The sequence below is a fragment of the Neobacillus endophyticus genome (genome assembly GCF_013248975.1).
Taxonomy (GTDB): Bacteria; Bacillota; Bacilli; order Bacillales; family Cytobacillaceae; genus Neobacillus; species Neobacillus endophyticus.
In genome coordinates this window covers 3,742,017-3,759,485 of record NZ_JABRWH010000001.1, presented here as the reverse complement: position 1 = coordinate 3,759,485, position 17,469 = coordinate 3,742,017, and the positions used below count along the sequence as shown (strand labels likewise).

The following is a 17,469-nucleotide window of genomic DNA, read 5'->3' as shown; positions in this document are numbered from 1 at the left end:
AGTTATTGAATCATTTTGTTTGTAGTATAAATTTGCACAACTTTTCCGTTTTGCATTAATTTATTAATTTCGGTTTTCATATCTGTTTCTAACTTTTCCATCCCAGCTGGGCTTTTTACCTGATCCTGTGTCATCCCAGACATTTGGCGAATCGCAATTTCTCTTACCTGAAAATCACGTTTTGTTAATTCGTCTTTGGCTTTTGTAGAATCAGTTTGTATTTGAAAAGTAATTTGAACAAACCCACCTGAGGTCAAATCTGTCACGATTGGATTTGTTGTTACCATGTTTGCTGCAATGGCATCAGCTGATAAGGTGGCTGTTTTCCCTTTTGATTTTGATTGAAATAGGAAAAACGCTGTCCCTCCTAATAAGAGGATTACCACACCGACGATGATAATCATGGGTTTAAGTTTTGCTTTCATGTGTCATCCTGCCTTTAATATTAGAAATGAGCGATCAGCAAATTTCCTATTGACGTTTCAAATCAACTACTTCTTGAAGAATAGAATCGGATGTTGTAATCGTTCTTGCATTTGCTTGGAAACCACGTTGAGCAACGATCATCTCTGTGAACTCTTCAGTTAAATCTACGTTAGACATTTCAAGTTCGCCGGCATTGATGGTACCGCCGCTGTTATTCTGAATTCGGTCAGGTGTAGCTTTTCCTGAGTTTCCTGTTGTTGTAAACATGGTATTCCCAATTTTTTGCATTCCTTCAGGGTTTGCAACAACAGCAGTCGCTAAAGAAATATCATCCGATGAAGCTCCAGTAGTATCAATATAATACGAATTATTCGTGCTATTATATGCTAATTTTCCACTTGTACCATTTGCATCTACAGCATTAATATATCCATTATTATCAATAGAGAACGATGATATTTTCGCATTACTGTCGGTAGCATTATTTGTAATATTAATTTTAACTGGTTGTTGATTGCTTGAAGGACCTGTAATCCCTTGAACAAAATATCCACTGGAATTAACAAGATTTCCATTAGAATCTAATGTAAAATTACCTGCTTTAGTTAAATAATTGCCTCCACTTACTTTATTAGTTGTTGAATCTGCTGTTGGAGAGACCACAAAATAAGCATCACCATCAATCGCCAAATCCGTACCAACATTCGTTGTCATCGGGCTTCCTGGTGTATGAATTGTATCAATTGAGGCAATTTTAGTACCAAGACCAACTTGTTTTGGATTAATCCCGCCAGAAGTTGAAGTAGGTGCTGTAGCACCTGAGATATTTTGGTTAATGATGTCCGAGAACATAACACGGCTTTTCTTAAATCCAACTGTATTGACATTGGCAATGTTGTTACCAATAACATCTAACTTTGTTTGAAAACCTTTCATACCAGAAACACCAGAGTAAAGTGATTTTAACATGTTTGTATCCTCCTATTTTCTGTACGTAATGTAATTTTTTGATTTGATTAAGCAGTCGGTGCAGTTTGTGTAGTGCCTGCAGCCGATGCTGTTTGTGTAGTGCCTGAAGTCGATGCAGTCTGTGTAGTGTCTGTTGCCTGTGCAGTATTATTTTGAATTTGTGTGACCTGACTCATTGGTACTTTTTGATCACCGACTTGATAATAATAATCACTACCATCGGTTGATACCCCAGTAATGACGCCTGTTGAAGGGGTAGTGGAACCATCTGGTGTCCAGGTAACCTCTTTACCTATGGCAGAGGCATATTGCCCCATTTGAAGGCCTGTAAATTTATCAAACGAAGTATTAAGATTCGTCATTTGTTCCAATGAGCTGAAAGTAGCCATCTGGGCAATAAAGTCTTTATCATCCATTGGACTGGATGGATCCTGATTTGCCAACTGGATCGTTAAGATTTTAAGAAAATCATCTTTTCCTAACGAAGATTTAGATGTAGCTGTCGTAGAACTATTGGTTGCTGGGCTACTTGAAGAACTTGTTACATTTACCCAATTACTCATCCTATTTGGTCCCTTCTATGCGCTAAAGTCTATACTAGAAGCAGCATTCTGAACGGCTGTTCCGTATGAAATAGGTAATGTTTCATTTTCACCATCATTTTGATCAGCTGTTTTTGTCTTTTTCGATGAATTCTCATCCATTTGATTGTTACGCTGACCATTCGATGAGTTTGAGCCTCCTTGTGAAAAAGAGAGGTTCGACTGATTCATATCCATTGCAGCGGGAGTTTGTTGAACAATGTCCAGCTTTTGTACTACTATGCCTTGCTGCTGTAGAGCTTCTCGTAAGTGATTCAACTGACCGGATAAAGTATCTTTCGCCAATGACGTATTTGTTAAAATTTGAGCTGTCACTTGGCCTTGCTGGCTCGTGATTTTCACTTCAATTGGGCCCAAATGTTCAGGGTACAAATTAAATTTAGCCTCAGTGCTCCCTGATTGACCATTGGTAATTTTCATATAGCGGCCTACCAAATTGTTCATTTCATCAGCAAAATCCGATGCTTTTAGCTGAGGAATCGGTTCTTTAGACTCTGCTGTTACATGCATATTTTGCTGCGTTTGATTACCACTCAGTAAAATACCATTGGATGGTATTTTATCTTCCGAGCTATTTGAACCTGTTAAACGGCTTAACTTATTACCGTCACTACTCCGCTTGGAGAAATCCGGCACAGCCGATAAAATCACTTGGCTTTTATCTAGACTTAATGGTGGAGCTGTATTTGCTTCCGATTGAATGTTCATGGATGGAACAGGATTTGTCGTTGTACTTAACTCATCCAACATTTGTTTGATTTGATCACCAATACCAGTTAATGTGTCTGATGAATTTTGATCCCCTTGTGAAGATAATTCATTAATGATTTGAACTAGTTTAGCATCCAATTGATTCCCATCTATTGACGATAGAGATTGAGTAGAAACTCCTGCTTTTTGTAGTAATGAAACAAGTTCATTGGCTGCATTTGTATCATTTTGTTGAAATGGAAACAGTGCATTTATTGAACCTGCAGTATTTTGTTGATTTTGATTCTGCGTACCAGATACAACATTATTGGAGGTATCTGTTCCCGCTGTTTGATTATTCATTTGATTTTGCATTTGTTGTGTTGACTGCATGTTGATCATAAATGAAGATAAAATGCTTTCTAGTTCATTTAGATCCTCTATACTGAGTTTCTTGTTTCCACTATTTTCATTAGCTACAGGCACTTGTTGGGAATTTCCCTGATCTCCATTTGCAATATCTATTTTATTAAGCGAATTTAGTTTCAATAAAATCTGATTGAAGGAGCCCGCCTGGGCATCTGATTGGGCTGGTGTTTTACCTTTCACGCCCTTTGGATTTTCTGTTTGATTGATTTTGATAGGAATTTGAGTTACATCCAAGCAGTTTCCCCCTCATAGTTAACTCATACTAATATATTAACATTATAACTCATTAAACTAGTATTCGTCATGAGATTTTTGATTTCCAATATTTCTTACATACCTATTTTATTTTTTTGATTGTTTTTGAGTCAAATCCTTTTTTAACCTGTACATGAAAATTTTTAATTTAAATGCGTAACAACCCAGCCCGCAACAGTCGGATTTAGCTGTGATATTACTTTTGATGCAGTATCTGGATCTAGTTGTTTGATTTGATTTAGCACTTGTTGTTTATCACTAATACCATTTAGAACAGTTGCAATTTGGTCAGGGGTCATATGCTGATATAATTCCGAAACGGAATTTGTAGTAGTAGCAAGGTTGCCGCCGTTTGACAATGCATCTGTTAATTTTGCTCCCTCATCTGCAGGCATCTGCGCAATAATAGAACTTTGTGCATCCGGTTGAAGCTGTTTGAGATTCTTCAATGCATCTGCTTCAGACATATTGCTCAATAATTTTGCTGCTGTACTTGGATCCATACTTGCTAATGAAGGTGCTGCAGAGGGTGTATTGGATCCTGCACTAGTATTGCTCGTTTGTGCCGTATTATTTTGTCCTGAATTACTATTAGTTTCGGCAGTTGTTTGATTCGAGCTGGTATTTTGAGCGGTGTCAGCCGTTTTAGTCTGAGATGAAGATGATTGCGCTGTCTTAGTTGATGCCGTTTTAGGTGACGTCTGCTTTTTAGCATAAAAAACTTTTGTATGGTCTTGCACCCATTTCATTTGAGTGGTTAAGCTGACGCCGGCAAAATGTAAAATAATCATCCCTAATCCAATAGCATAGATACATGGAAGTACCCACAAAAGAATAAGCTTTGAAAAAAAACCGGGTTTCTTCTTGTTATCCTCTTTTACTGCCTTTATTTTCTTGTCCGACATGGGCTTTCCCCCCTGTACTATTTAAAAAAAGTCCACCTCGAATCAGGTGGACATAAACTTGTGGTTTATAATACTTTGCCTTCTTCGGTAATTCCGCTATATATTCAAAATTCTCTCTGTTTCTTTTAAATAAAAACGATAGTGCTGAATAATAATAACTCCAGAAACATGTTATTGCAATATTTTTCATTCATACTTTAAATATGAAATAATTTCATCGTATATATGCGATAACAGGTATTGTCCATCTGCATATCCTGCTTCTTGAACAGCTTTCGGCATTCCATACACGACACAGGATTCCTCCGCCTCAACAAATACAGTGCCATTGTTTTTTTTCACAAGACCAGATCCCTGCATGCCATCAACACCCATTCCCGTTAAGATAATGGCTAACAGTCGATCTGTATAAATCGGTGCTGCGGATGTAAGCGAAATATCAACACATGGCTTGTATAATGCCTTATCTGTTGCGTCATTATCTACCCTAAACGTGACTGAACCATCTGGTTTTTTTTCCAATCTGGTCTGAAAACCAGATGGAGAGATATAAATGGTACCTGGGCGAATGGTCTGTCCATGCTGGGCTTCTGTGACATTCAGCTCACACAGGGTATTGAACCTTTCTGCTAATGGTTTCGTAAATCCTGGAGGCATATGCTGGGCAACGACAACTGGAATAGGAAATTCTTTTGGAAATCTAGGAAGAATCGCTTGTAAAGCAGATGGGCCGCCAGTCGAACATCCTATAAAAATGAGATCAATATGCTTTTTATTTATTCTTCTTGTTTTTTTCACTTGGGGAATAACAACTGTTTTAATATTTCGCGGCTTTGCTTTCACAATTCCTTTTAATCGAGTTAAAAATTCATGAATTTGTTGATTGTTGTCTGGATTGCTTAACAAATTGTCTTTTAAGAAGAAATCAACCGCTCCCAGTTCTAGAGCCTTTAAGGTTTCCTTAGCCCCTTCTTTAGTCAATGAACTTAACATCACAACAGGTAATGGGGAAGTTTCCATAATCTGCTCAAGTGCCTGAAGACCATTCATAATTGGCATTTCAACATCCATTGTTACCAAATCAGGTTTTAACCTTTGAATCTTTTCAATGGCCTCTTCTCCATTTCTAGCAATACCAACAACAAAAAAACTCGGGTCCCCCTCAAGGATTTGACTGATTGCCCTTCTCATAAAGGCGGAATCATCAACTACTAATATACCGTACTTTTTCATCATGAACAGATTCCTTTCGATAATAAAAAGTCTTATCAGAGTCCACTTTTTGAAAGCCTAAGGCCATATCTGTGATCGATTCGGCATGGCCAAGGAACAAAAATCCGTCAGGAGATAAATTTTGATGCAAACTCTTAATAACCCGTTTTGTTGTTTCTTGATCAAAATAAATCAAAACATTTCTGCAGAATATGACGTCAAATTTCCCTAATTGAGAAACCTTCGTTTGATCCAATAGATTTAAATACTGAAATTTAATCATGTTTTGGATAGACGATTTCACTTTATAACCGTTATTTTCCTCTTCAAAATATTTCTTGAATAGGTTCTGCGGTATTCTCCTAAAGGCAAATGATCCATTGTGATACCAACCTTTTTCTGCTTTCTGCAGAACTTTTTTATTGATATCGGTGCCAACGATCTCCACGGAACCTTGTGGGAATTTACCCGATTCCTGAATCAGCATCGCCAGGGTAAAAGCCTCTTCGCCTGTAGAACAAGCAGCACTCCATATTCTCAGTGGCTTATTGAAATTTTTTTCCCGCAGCTTTGGTAAAACAATGGAACAACATTCATTTAATTGATTTTCTTCCCGATAAAAATAGGTTTCATTAATGGTCAATATCTCCATCAGTACATCCCATTCATTTGGTGATGTTTTTAAAAACCGGCAATATTCCAAATGTGAGGTACCAAGTTCATTTAATCTTTTTGATATCTTATCTTTTAAGGTAGAAAGACGATCCATATACTTCAAACCGCAGTAATCATAAATCATTTGACTTAACGTTAATAATCCATTATCTTGCATACCATCACCCTTTTATTTCACTCCAGAGCCAGTTAAACTGGAGATTGTATTTAAATACTGAAATCTGAAAAACTGTTCAAAATTGTTTTTTTGATGTTTGATAGACTTTGAGGGAATTTTGAACGACTGTCGTATAAATTAACAGTGCATCCTTTTTCTGACTTCTAATAGTATTAAATTACTGAAAAAATGGAACTGCGTCAAATAAAATTTCAACATTTTATTATTTTCAAAATATAATGTTGATCAAAATATTAAACTTATTCTTCCTTATCGGTAAATATGTAATATCGTATAGTGGTAAATTTTATCTTGCTTCAATAAATGCTCTGTTATAGCTGAATGTTGATTTACTGTGTTTGAAAAATAATCGGTAAAATTCCGTTTAAATTGGGAAATACCCCTATTTCCTTAAAAATAAAGGAAGTTTTTCCTTCTATATTATCCAAATCTTTGGATTTTGTCTTAAAAAGTGCAGTTAATCGGAATATCTCCACTTATATCTGCTTCTTAAACTTCATATAGATACATTAGCCGGAAATTCTCCGCTTATGAATTCTCTTTCCTATACGAAAATCAACAGTGATAATAACAGAGCCTCAATAAAAAAAGCCGAGCTCTTGGTTATGGAGCTTGGCTTTCGTCTCTTACTATTTTATTTAACTGCCAACGGAACGACACGTTGACCGATTGCAGCAATTAGCTCCGGCGGCATTGGGAAGTTTAATGCTGCTGGATCCTTCATGACTGCTGAGAATGTTTGCTGCAGTTGTTCTTCGCTGATCTGAAATTCCTTAAAATCGGCAGGCAATCCTACTTTATGCTGCAGCAACCGTATTTTTTCTACCACTTTTGTTAAAGCGGTTTCAGCGGAATCATTCTTCGCATCCACCCCGAGAGCTTCTGCGAGTTCAGCTGCTTTTGGCAAATACAGCTGCGGAACAAGTTCCATGACTACTGGCAAGAATACAGCATTGGCTAAGCCATGCGGTATACGGAATAAGGCCCCGTAAGCATGTGCCATATTATGGACAGGAATTGCATTTAATGCAAAACTGAAGGCAGTAATCCCCATCAAACTCGCATGCAGTAAATCCATCCTCGCCTCCAACTGGCCGCCGTTAACAACTGCAATTGGAAGATTTTTATCAATCAGGCGGATTGCGTGCAAAGCATATGCATCCGTTATACCTGTAGCAGTAGGCGAGGCAAGAGCTTCAATGGCATGGGTTAGAGCATCAAAACCAGTAAATGCTGTAATCCTTGGTGGAAGTCCCACTGTTAAATCAGGATCCAAAATGGCAATATCCGCATTAATAAAAGGATTGATGATGTTGGTTTTCATTTGAATATCTTCATTAAAAATAACGGCAATCGGTGAAACTTCTGAGCCAGTTCCAGCTGTTGTTGGCATTGCAATATGTGGAATCGAAATAAATGTAGCTTTCGGGAATTGCTCATATAGCAAGCCACCGGGAATCGCCTCTTTAATATCGGACAATCCTTTGTGCAATGCATACTTAACGCCTTTTACTGTATCAAGCACACTTCCGCCTCCGACTGCCAGGAGACTATCGGCCCCGACTTCACGGGCATAGCGAACGGCATCATTAATACAATGACTTTCAGCATCCTGAGCAATATCCAAATAGGTCCCAATAAGCGCTGGACCGCTGCCATTTCCAGTCAAATTAAAAATGGAAGCCACTTTTTCAACAATTCCTGCCTGCTCCAGACCTCTGTCGCTCAATAGAAGAACCCTTTTTGCTCCAAGGCCGGCAAACAAACTTGGCACCATGGCTCTAGAATTCGAACCACTATAAATTCCAGTACGTAACATGAATTGTGATAAAGACGTTTTCATATTCATCTCCACCTCTTCCCTAGTTTTGACCAAACAGAACTCCGTACCAGCTGCGTCTTTCCAGCTCAGGAACCATGGATGTATGCACATGTTTCAATTGTGTATATTCATCAAGTGAATACTTACCCATTTCCCTGCCAATGCCACTTTGTTTATATCCGCCAAATGGCGCATCGTTGCGGAGCATGTGCCAGTCGTTGATCCAAACGGTGCCAGCCTGTAGCTTCCTCGCAACCTCATAAGCTTTGTTGACATCGCGAGTCCAAACTCCGGCAGCCAACCCAAAAATAGTATCATTGGCTAAGTGGATTGCCTCATCTATGTGAGAATATCGAATCACACACAGGACTGGCCCGAAGATTTCCTCTTGGGCAATTTTCATATCATTCGTAACATTTGTAAAAATAGTTGGCTCAATAAAAAAACCTTCCTCACATCCAGGTACAGTAACTTCCTTGCCGCCACATGCTAGTACAGCCCCTTCCTGTTTACCTGCTTGAATGTAATTAAGAATGGTTTCTTTTTGTTTTTTCGAAATTATAGGTCCCATATCTGTCATCTGGTCCTGAGGATTTCCTACTTTTATTTTTCCAGCTAATGTGACAAGCCCTTGCACCACTTGGTCATATAGTTTATCTGGGACAAATAGCCGGGTACCAGATTCACAAAGCTGGCCGGAATGCAGGAATACACCTAATAAACTTCCAGGTAAGGCAATGTTTAGATCGGCATCCTCTAAAATAATATTTGGAGATTTTCCTCCCAGTTCAAGTGTTGTCTTTTTAATCGACCTAGCAGCAAGTTCCATGATCCTTCTACCCACTTCAGTTGAGCCGGTAAAAGCAACCTTATCTACCTGAGGATGGGTAACAAGTGTCTCACCTACCTCCGCCCCAGGTCCAGTAACAACGTTAATGACTCCTGGCGGTACCACTTCAGAAATAATTTCAGCCAGTTTCAAAGTGGATAAAGGTGTGTAACTTGCTGGCTTTACTACAATGGTATTCCCCATTGCCAATGCAGGGGCAATTTTCCACGTGGCAATCCACATAGGCAGATTCCATGGGGTGACAGCAGCACAAACTCCAATTGGCTCACGCCAAACAAAATTATGTGCGGGCCCCGGGAATGGAGGCACAGGCAATGTTTCTGAAAATGGGTATTCAAGAGTAAATTTAGCTAAAGTTTGAAACAAATCTACCATTTGTAATACATCGATGTTGCTAATTCGTCTTACCGTTCCTCCTGAACTGATTGATTCAAGATATACTAACTCTTGGGCATGTTCAGCAATTTTATAAGAAATAGCATAGAGTACATTAGCCCTGTCATTTGGCTTCATGTTTTTCCAGTCGCCTTGATCAAACGCAGAACGTGCTGCCTTCACGGCACTGTCCACATCTTCAGCAGTTCCTTTCGCTACCTTTGCCACCAGTTTGCCTGTTGCCGGATTCATCACATCAAATGTTTCATTATTAGAAGCTGGTACCCATTGTCCATTAATAAAATGGAAAAATGTTTGAACATCGACCTGTACTGCCATTGGTATTGCCTCCTTTTAAATGACTCCCATTTCCTTTTCTGTGACCCGATAGATTTCTTCAATTTTCTTCCCTTGTGCCCTTGCCAGCACTTCCATTCTGACGGCCAGCTGTTTCATGGTAAAATTCATAACCTCATCAGGATTTCCACCGAATGATGTCATTTCTCTACCTTTTGTTCCCTCCTGGTTAAGCAATATGGCAAGAGGTGCCAATTCTCCCATTTTAGCTGTGATCAATTCATAGAGATTCGGATGTTCGCAAATTAAACGTTGCAAGAGAAATGTGCCGTAACCGATGTGCCTTGATTCATCACGTTTTAAATTCCCAATTCCCTCTAAAAGCCCTGGCATTATACCGGCAGTTTCCAGTGCAGCGTAGAAGGAATAATACCCCGTCTCTGCTAAAACACCTTCGACAAACATGTTATACACAACCGATGCTTCAGCAATCGCTTCTGGTGATTGATCCGTTTCAAGTCTCGCCATGGTGGTTGGCAGGATCTCATAGAATACCTTTTTATACGTTTCCGTATGGAAATGGGATAAATCCCCACGCTCACCTATAGCATTAAGGACAAGTCGGAAAAACTCTGTATGTTTTGCCTCCTCATATAGAAATGTTGTTAAAAACATCTCTTCTTCCAGTCGCCCTTCCTTTGCAATCGCCATGATTAATGGCAGAAGATCCAGCGTGACAGCTTCTTCTCCAGCCTGAAACTGGGAAATTAACCTCAAGATATCCTCCTGCTGCTCTTGCCCCATGTTTTTCCAGTCTTTTTGATCCTGACTTAAATCAATGTCAGCAGGGTTCCATGTCCCCACTCTTTTCGCTTTTTGATATAGCCTGTACGGAAAGGAATCCTCAAGTAAGCCTCTGCTGCTGGTTGTTAACATCGTTCTTTTCACCATAAACATTCTCCCTTCAACATGAACTTTATGTTATATTTGCTAGTTACTGAATCATCATTTGTGCAACTGTATTTCTAAGATGAGTTTTTAAAACTTTACCGACACCATTTCTTGGAAGTGATTCAAGAAATACCACATGTCTTGGTGATTTATTTTTCGCAAGATGTTCTTGGCAATAACGAATTAATTCCTCCTCTGTTGCTGAAACACCTGATTTGCTGACGACACATGCCACCATTTCTTCGCCCATCCGTTTATCTGGAACACCCACTACAGCTACTTCTGCCACAGCTTCATGGGTGTTCAGGATTTCCTCCACATCACGAGGATACAGATTAAAGCCGCCGCGGATAATTAAATCTTTTTTCCGATCGACAATATATAGATAGCCTTCATCATCGACCCGAGCCATATCACCTGTATATAACCACGAATCCTTTAAGACTCGCAAAGTCTCTTCTGCATTTTGATAGTAACCTGGTGTAACATTGTCACCACGGACAAGCAATTCACCCACTTCACCTGTTGGCACCTCTGCCCCATTTTCATCGACTATTTTTACTTCCACTCCGGGAATCGGGATCCCAACAGAACCTGGTTTTATTTCCATTCCTTTGCGATGTGCCGTTACAATTGGTGCCGCTTCAGATAGCCCATATCCCTCATATACTTTGGCACCAAACTGTTTCTCGAAAGCATAAATCAAGGCAACAGGAAGAGGTGCTGATCCAGATCCTACTGATTCAAGACTGGAGGTGTCATAATCACCTGCATACGGATAGGAAAGCATTGCATGGATCATCGTAGGAACAGCAGAAAAACTCTTAACCTGATATTTCTCAATTGCTTTAAAAACTTCTGTTATATCAAAGTTTGGGAATATCACGATGGAGCTGCCAGTTAAAAGAGAGATGTTGGAGACTGTTAACCCATAAACATGGGCAAACGGCAGAACTCCCAGCGTCGTTCCACGTTCCGTCTGACTATGTTTTGCCGAGTTATTAGCATTCGAATATAAATTTTTATGGGTTAATAAAACCCCTTTTGGATTTCCTGTCGTGCCGGAAGTATATAAAATAACAGCTGTATCCTCAGGTGTTTCATCAATTGAAGGATTAAATCCGTTTTGCATCATCACATCGTAGAAATGGATCGCGGAATCGTTTGTTGGCTGTTCAACTAGTATTAAATTCGGAACCATTGTCAAGCCTTCAAGTGATTTTTGAACGTTTGGGAGAACATATGTTGAGGTAATGACTGCTTTTGCCCCTGAATTTAAGGCAATATAATACAGTTCTTTCGGATGAAGCGTAAACATAACAGGAACAATGATCCCCCCTGCCCTCGAAATACCTTGATAGGCAATGATCACTTCAGGACAATTGGGCATGCAAACGATCACACGATCGCCTTTTTCTACCCCTAGCTTCAGAAGACCTGCAGCAAATTGGTCGGCGTATTGTCTGATCTCGACATTTGTGAAGGTTTTCTCTTTAAAAAATAATAAGGGATACGCCCCGAACTCGGATATGTTTTGATCAAGCAGGTCTCTTAGCTTCATTCCATCCACTCCTTTTAAAACAGAAAGAACATAGAAAGCAAAGATCAAATACTTGCTCTAATAGATAGTTTTTGGTTATTCATAAAATGAAGTGGGGGTGACCAATCTATTTATGACTATATTGCAAACCTAGCCATTTTATGAGAAATATATATCTAAATATTTTTCCGAAAAATTTTTTGCAAAAATCTTTATGGTCTGGAGAATCATCTTGTTGCATTTGGCATGGCAAAAGACGAAATCGGGTAATTTGACGAGGAAGATCGCATGCATTTGTAATCGCTATCATTTTTTCGCTAAAATTTATGACTCTCCATTAACACGCTCCTTTTCTACTAACTAGTTAGTATGTTAGTACCATTCATAATATAAACTAAATTTTTGGAATGTTCAACAACTACCATTAGACAAATTTCTTGGTTATCTTTTAAAATTTTCCTTTAAAAATAATAAAAGAGCAAGGAAACTTTTCCCTGCCCCTGTATCCTATTTTTATCCTAGTATAAAAATGTTTATTTCGGCTGCATTCCAATTGCATCATCAAGCCGAGACGTTTCTCAAATCTACTATTTACTAACTTTGATTGGAACTATTTTTCCATCTTCGACCGAAGCTATCTCCAAGTTTCCAACGAAGCCGCCGTTACCATCGATTTTTGGAATGTCATAAATCTTGGCACTATCAGGTAAGTTGGTTAATCCATCTTGCATATGATCTCGAATCTTTTGCGTATCGTCAACAGTACCCGCTGCTTTCATAGCTTCAACAAAAGCATAGGTGGCGATATAGTTTAGACCAGCTTCAGAGCCAGCATCTTCTCCATATTTTGCTTTATATTTCTTCTCAAAATCAGGAACAGCCTGCATACTTGTATCTTCTACTAACGGCATCACACCGATAGATCCGTTTAATAGATCATATGTGCCAGTCACTGTTTTCATTTCGTCCAGTTTTGCCTGGTCCATAATAATGAACCCGCCTTTAAATCCAAGCTCCCTTGCCTGCTTGGCCACTTTAGCTGTCGGCTCAGAGGCACCGCCAATAAATAATACATCCGGTTTTGTTTTTAAGGCATTGGTAACGATCGTGAAGAAATCAGTATCTTTTGTAAAATCAATCGATGAATTAAATACGACTTTTCCGCCTTGCTTTTCCCAGAATGGTTTCAGTTTAGAAGACCAATCCTTTCCATACTGTGAATTAGTCGGAAGAAAAGCAATTCTCTTGCCGAATTTATTCATTTCATAGTCAGTAAAAGGTTGTAGATATCCATCATATGCAGGAGGTATACGTACTGTTAATTTGTTTCCAGTTTGAGTAATCTTTGGTTCACTTGTGTAGGCACCAATAATAAATTTGCTTTGCTGGTTGAATACTTGCAGTGCAAATACACCACCGCTATGTGGTACAAAAATGATCGGTGTTTTATTTTCTTGAACTAAACGTTTGGCATTTGCCCCGGCTTCATTAGGCAGATATTTATCATCCAATGACACAATATTCAATTTATATTTTTTACCGCCTACTTCAAAACCGCCAGCGTTATTTATATCATCTGCAGCCATTTGAATCCCGTTTAATGTACGTTTTCCATAAAATGCTGCAGGTCCGCTCAATGGCCCAGTAAAACCAATGTTTACGGTTCCGGCTGTATCTGAACCGCCCCCGCTTCCCCCAGAGGCTGGTTGCGTATTCGCTGCCTTATCGCCCGAACTATTACAGGCAGCAAGACTAAAAATCATGACGAAAATAAACCCGATCGTGAACAAAGATTTCAACTTTTTCATTTGTAACCTCCTATATTATCGGAATCTTCAGAATCCAAACTCGACAAATATCTGCCCACCACCCCCTTAATAGGAAGCTTCATCTGACTGTTAGGCGCCAATATAGGCCTTCCTCACCTTATCATTAGCAAATAATTCTTCTGACGAGCCTTGAAGGACCATGGAACCATTTTCAAACACATAGCCTTTATCAGCAATTTTCAATGCAGCATTGGCATTTTGTTCTGCCAACAGAATCGTCGTGCCTTCTCGATTTATTTTTTGAATAATTTCAAACATCTGCTCGACAATTAATGGGGCTAAGCCAATGGATGGTTCATCCAGCAGCATCAATTTTGGTTTTGACATTAATGTCCTTCCAATCGCTACCATTTGCTGCTGTCCGCCGCTAAGAGACCCAGCTGGGTCATTCCTTTTCTCCTTCAAAATGGGGAATAATTCGTATACATGCTCAAGGGATTGTTTGATCCCCTCCTTATTTCTTCGATGAACATAGGCTCCCATTTTCAGGTTTTCCTGTACTGTCATTTGTGGAAATAGCTTTCTTCCTTCAGGACATTGACCAATTCCCAGGCGGACAATTTGATCTGCCGAGCACTTATTTACCTTGACTCCTTCAAAAGAAATCTCTCCTGTAGATGGCTTGCTTAAGCCGCTAATAGTGCGAAAAATGGTTGTTTTACCTGCGCCATTGGCACCCAACAACACAACGATCTCCCCATGTTGTACTTCGATATTGACGTCATGTACCGCCGTATAGCTGCCATATTTTACTGAGACATTGGTTAGTTTAAGCACTGGCACTTCCCCCCAGATACGCCTTTATCACGGTTTCATTATTTCGAATTTCATCCGGGTTTCCTTCAGCGATTTTTTCACCATAATTCAAAACCATGATTTTATCAGCAATCTTCATAATCATTTGCATTTTGTGTTCAATCAAACAAATGGTAATGCCTTTTAACACCATCTTCTTCATTAATTGCGCAAGCCCTTCTGTCTCATCAGGGTTCACACCTGCTGCAGGTTCATCAAGGAAAACAATTTCCGGTTCTGTTGCCAGCGCAAGTGCAAATGCTGTCCTTTTTTTCTCTTCTTGTGTTAAACCACCTACCAATTTACCTGCAACATTCTTTAATTCAACAAATTCCAATACTTCCATTGCTTTATCGCGACACAGTGCTTCTTCTCTTTTCAGTCTTGGCGTGCGAAAAATGGCATCCAGCAGGTTGGACTTTGTTCGTAAGCGGTGTCCGATGATCACATTATCTAGAACTGTTGCTTGCTCGAACAAATTGGTCGATTGAAATGTACGGGCAACACCCAGTCCAGCAATTTTATTAGACGGCATTTTACTAATATCCTGATCTTTAAAAATAACCTGGCCTGAGCTTGGGCGATGAAAGCCGCTAATTATGTTAAAAAAAGTTGATTTTCCCGCACCATTTGGACCAATGATTGCGTTAATTTTTCCCTTTTCAATTTCGAAATCAACCTGGTTAACGGCAATCAATCCTCCGAATCGCTTTGTTAACTGTTTCGTTTCCAAAAAAGCCATACTTAGCCCTCCTTGACCTGCTGTTCTTGAAGGATCTCGGCCTCGGAAAACGCCGGTCCTTTACTGCGTGAATCCCTGTCATTCGCTTCACTTTTAGATTGTCGCTTCATAAACAGACTTGAAAACGCTCCGACAATCCCACGAGGATAAAAGATGATGATCAATGTTAAAATCGGGCCAAAAATCAGCATACGGTATTCTTGAAAACTTTGAAGTTGCTGGGAAAGCCAAACAACTAACAGAGTGCCAGCAATCGGACCACTCAATGTACCGATACCGCCGACCAACAGATATGTTAATAAATCAAAGATGGTCGAAATCGAGCCAATATCCGGCCCAATAAAGCGGACAAATGAAGCATATAGAGCACCAGAAAGACCGGCAAATATGGTGGAAAGGACAAATGCTATTAATTTGTTTCTCATTGTGGAAATCCCGATGGTTTGTGCCAGCACTTCACTATTGCGGATCGCAATAAAGGTTCTGCCTGACAATGAATGAATGATTCGATACATGATGAATACAACGAGGAGTAAAAAAAATAGAACGAAATAATATTGGGCCTGCTCGGTTTCGAATTTGATCGGTCCGATATTTGCTGGGGCTGGGATGCCAATGAGGCCGCGTACACCTTCCGTTAAGCTGTCCCATTGATTGATAATCAAGTATATAATGTAGCCTAAGCATAATGTGTAGATCGCAAAGAAATGTTCTTTTGTGCGCAATGCGATCAAACCTACCAATAATCCAATGACACCCGTAATCAGCAATGAAAGGACTAGTGCCAGCCAAAAATTCATCTCTGCTTTTACAGTTAATAATCCGAGAGAATAAGCCCCGATAGCAAAAAAACCAGCATGTGCCAATGAGAGGTAACCAGTATATCCTGCCAGTAAATTTAAGCCATAAACGCCAATCATCCAAATAAAACTTAGTGTCATAACATGTGTTAGATAATCATTCTGAGTGGTTAGCGGAAAAATGACGGCCAATACGATTGCAAGCGGTATCCCTATTTTTTTGTTTAAAAGTTTTGACATTATTGCCCCCCCTTAGTAAACAAACCTGTTGGTTTAACAGTTAAAATAATCACAAGAAGGACAAAGGCTATAAGGTCTTTATAGTCATTGGAAATATACGTTGCGCCAAGACTTTCGCTAAAACCAAGAATATATCCACCAACAATTGCTCCTGGGATGCTTCCCATACCGCCCAGGATGATGATAACGAATGCTTTTAAAATCACTAGTTGTCCCATCCCTGGAAAGACTAGATTAATAGGGGAAGATAATGAGGCAGCAATTGCGGCTAACGCTCCTGAAATCATAAAGGTCAGCATGGCAACTTTATTGGTATTAACTCCGACAAGATTGGCTCCGTCACGATTTTGCGACATCGCGATGATCGTTGCACCTTTAAATGTCTTTTTCAAAAACAAATATAATAGGACCATGACCACCACTGCTGCCACAATAATTAAGATCCGCTGCATGGTTAGTGTTAATCCCAGGAATTTCACAACATTTCCATATGGAGTTGGCATGCTCTGATACTCGGGTCCCCAGATGTATTGTGCGAGTGATTCTAAGAATAAGAGAATGCCAATGGCAGCTATTTTATCATGAATTGGCGGTGCCTCGCGAAGAGGGTGGAAAACGAGTCTTTCCATTAAGACACCAATCAGACCAACTGCCAACATGGAAACGAAAATGGCAGCCCAATATTCAAGGCCGAATTTTGTCATCATTGTGTAGGTTATGTAACCGCCCATCATATATAAAGATCCATGTGCAAAATTGGGAATGTGCAGGATTCCATAAACAAGTGTTAAGCCTAAAGCCACAAGAGCATACACACTTCCTATTGTAAGGCCATTAAACAGCTGCTGAGCGAAAATCTCCATAGCGTCCCCCTTCAAATTTTTTCA

General features: G+C 39.5%; 16 protein-coding genes. All 16 read right to left on the bottom strand.

The genetic code is table 11. The annotated features are described in order from the left end of the window. Nucleotides 1–2 precede the first annotated feature (2 nt). A complete protein-coding gene (locus HPT25_RS18550) occupies nucleotides 3–425 on the bottom strand; it encodes a flagellar basal body-associated FliL family protein (protein ID WP_173067523.1) in 423 nt (140 codons plus the stop codon). Nucleotides 426–471: 46 nt separating this feature from the next. Then, nucleotides 472–1,395: a flagellar hook-basal body complex protein gene (locus HPT25_RS18545; protein WP_173067521.1), complete on the bottom strand. Its 924-nt coding sequence runs from the start codon at nucleotides 1,393–1,395 to the stop codon at nucleotides 472–474. A 47-nt stretch (nucleotides 1,396–1,442) separates the two neighbouring features. Continuing rightward, on the bottom strand, nucleotides 1,443–1,958 hold the full coding sequence (gene flgD, locus HPT25_RS18540; RefSeq protein WP_173067519.1) for a flagellar hook assembly protein FlgD: 516 nt from the start codon (nucleotides 1,956–1,958) through the stop codon (nucleotides 1,443–1,445). A gap of 15 nt (nucleotides 1,959–1,973) precedes the next feature. Next, a complete protein-coding gene (locus HPT25_RS18535) occupies nucleotides 1,974–3,350 on the bottom strand; it encodes a flagellar hook-length control protein FliK (RefSeq protein WP_173067516.1) in 1,377 nt (458 codons plus the stop codon). 164 nt (nucleotides 3,351–3,514) lie between these two features. After that, nucleotides 3,515–4,276 (bottom strand): magnesium transporter MgtE N-terminal domain-containing protein, encoded by a 762-nt coding sequence (locus HPT25_RS18530; RefSeq protein WP_173067513.1) that lies wholly within the window; start codon nucleotides 4,274–4,276, stop codon nucleotides 3,515–3,517. Between the two features lie 186 nt (nucleotides 4,277–4,462). Beyond that, complete coding sequence (locus tag HPT25_RS18525) at nucleotides 4,463–5,512, bottom strand: protein-glutamate methylesterase/protein-glutamine glutaminase (RefSeq protein ID WP_246277226.1); 1,050 nt, start codon at nucleotides 5,510–5,512, stop codon at nucleotides 4,463–4,465. Beyond that, nucleotides 5,481–6,320, bottom strand: a complete 840-nt coding sequence (locus HPT25_RS18520) for a CheR family methyltransferase (protein ID WP_173067511.1) — start codon at nucleotides 6,318–6,320, stop codon at nucleotides 5,481–5,483. Before HPT25_RS18520 ends, HPT25_RS18525 begins: the two co-directional genes overlap by 32 nt. 655 nt (nucleotides 6,321–6,975) lie before the next feature. After that, a complete protein-coding gene (locus HPT25_RS18515; protein ID WP_173067508.1) occupies nucleotides 6,976–8,184 on the bottom strand; it encodes an iron-containing alcohol dehydrogenase in 1,209 nt (402 codons plus the stop codon). 19 nt (nucleotides 8,185–8,203) lie between these two features. Next, nucleotides 8,204–9,727: an aldehyde dehydrogenase family protein gene (locus HPT25_RS18510; protein WP_173067505.1), complete on the bottom strand. Its 1,524-nt coding sequence runs from the start codon at nucleotides 9,725–9,727 to the stop codon at nucleotides 8,204–8,206. A 15-nt stretch (nucleotides 9,728–9,742) separates the two neighbouring features. Continuing rightward, the gene (locus HPT25_RS18505; RefSeq protein ID WP_173067502.1) at nucleotides 9,743–10,636 is read right to left on the bottom strand and encodes a R2-like ligand-binding oxidase; all 894 of its coding nucleotides are present in this window, start codon (nucleotides 10,634–10,636) and stop codon (nucleotides 9,743–9,745) included. Between the two features lie 43 nt (nucleotides 10,637–10,679). After that, the gene (locus HPT25_RS18500; protein ID WP_173067499.1) at nucleotides 10,680–12,197 is read right to left on the bottom strand and encodes a long-chain-fatty-acid--CoA ligase; all 1,518 of its coding nucleotides are present in this window, start codon (nucleotides 12,195–12,197) and stop codon (nucleotides 10,680–10,682) included. A gap of 566 nt (nucleotides 12,198–12,763) precedes the next feature. Beyond that, the gene (locus HPT25_RS18495) at nucleotides 12,764–13,984 is read right to left on the bottom strand and encodes an ABC transporter substrate-binding protein (protein ID WP_173067496.1); all 1,221 of its coding nucleotides are present in this window, start codon (nucleotides 13,982–13,984) and stop codon (nucleotides 12,764–12,766) included. A gap of 90 nt (nucleotides 13,985–14,074) precedes the next feature. Continuing rightward, the gene (locus HPT25_RS18490; RefSeq protein WP_173067493.1) at nucleotides 14,075–14,782 is read right to left on the bottom strand and encodes an ABC transporter ATP-binding protein; all 708 of its coding nucleotides are present in this window, start codon (nucleotides 14,780–14,782) and stop codon (nucleotides 14,075–14,077) included. Then, nucleotides 14,775–15,542, bottom strand: coding sequence for an ABC transporter ATP-binding protein (locus tag HPT25_RS18485; RefSeq protein ID WP_173067490.1), 768 nt, complete (start codon nucleotides 15,540–15,542; stop codon nucleotides 14,775–14,777). The genes HPT25_RS18490 and HPT25_RS18485 overlap by 8 nt, the downstream gene beginning before the upstream one ends. 2 nt (nucleotides 15,543–15,544) lie before the next feature. Then, entirely contained in the window at nucleotides 15,545–16,582 is a 1,038-nt protein-coding gene (locus HPT25_RS18480) for a branched-chain amino acid ABC transporter permease (RefSeq protein WP_173067487.1), read from the bottom strand. Beyond that, nucleotides 16,582–17,445, bottom strand: a complete 864-nt coding sequence (locus HPT25_RS18475) for a branched-chain amino acid ABC transporter permease (protein WP_173067484.1) — start codon at nucleotides 17,443–17,445, stop codon at nucleotides 16,582–16,584. The genes HPT25_RS18480 and HPT25_RS18475 overlap by 1 nt, the downstream gene beginning before the upstream one ends. Nucleotides 17,446–17,469: the final 24 nt, after the last annotated feature.